Annotated in this window: 1 protein-coding gene; it reads right to left on the reverse strand. The window is 45.8% G+C overall.

Features of this window, described 5'->3' with window-relative positions:
* Window positions 1-72: 72 nt before the first annotated feature.
* Window positions 73-264: helix-turn-helix transcriptional regulator (locus V5P19_RS23785; protein ID WP_334408016.1), on the reverse strand; the 192-nt coding region annotated here is incomplete at its 5' end.

Here is a 264-nt window from a genome sequence, read left to right on the forward strand (position 1 = left end):
GGATAAGGCTTTTGCTCGCATCAGGTGGCTGTGCTGAGTTCCCTGATGTGACGCCGACAATTCTCATCATCGCTACAACATGACCTCGCTATTTACATCGCGATACTCTTTTGGCGTTGTGTCATATGCTTTTTTAAAAACAGAGTAGAAATATTGCAGCGATGGATAACCGCACATTTGCGATATCTCATTGATCGACAAGGTGGTTGAAATCAGCAGACTGCGCGCTTTCTCCAGCTTCTCGGCATGAATCATGGCATGGAT

Source organism: Enterobacter sp. UNJFSC 003 (assembly GCF_036903355.1).
Classification (GTDB): Bacteria; Pseudomonadota; Gammaproteobacteria; order Enterobacterales; family Enterobacteriaceae; genus Enterobacter.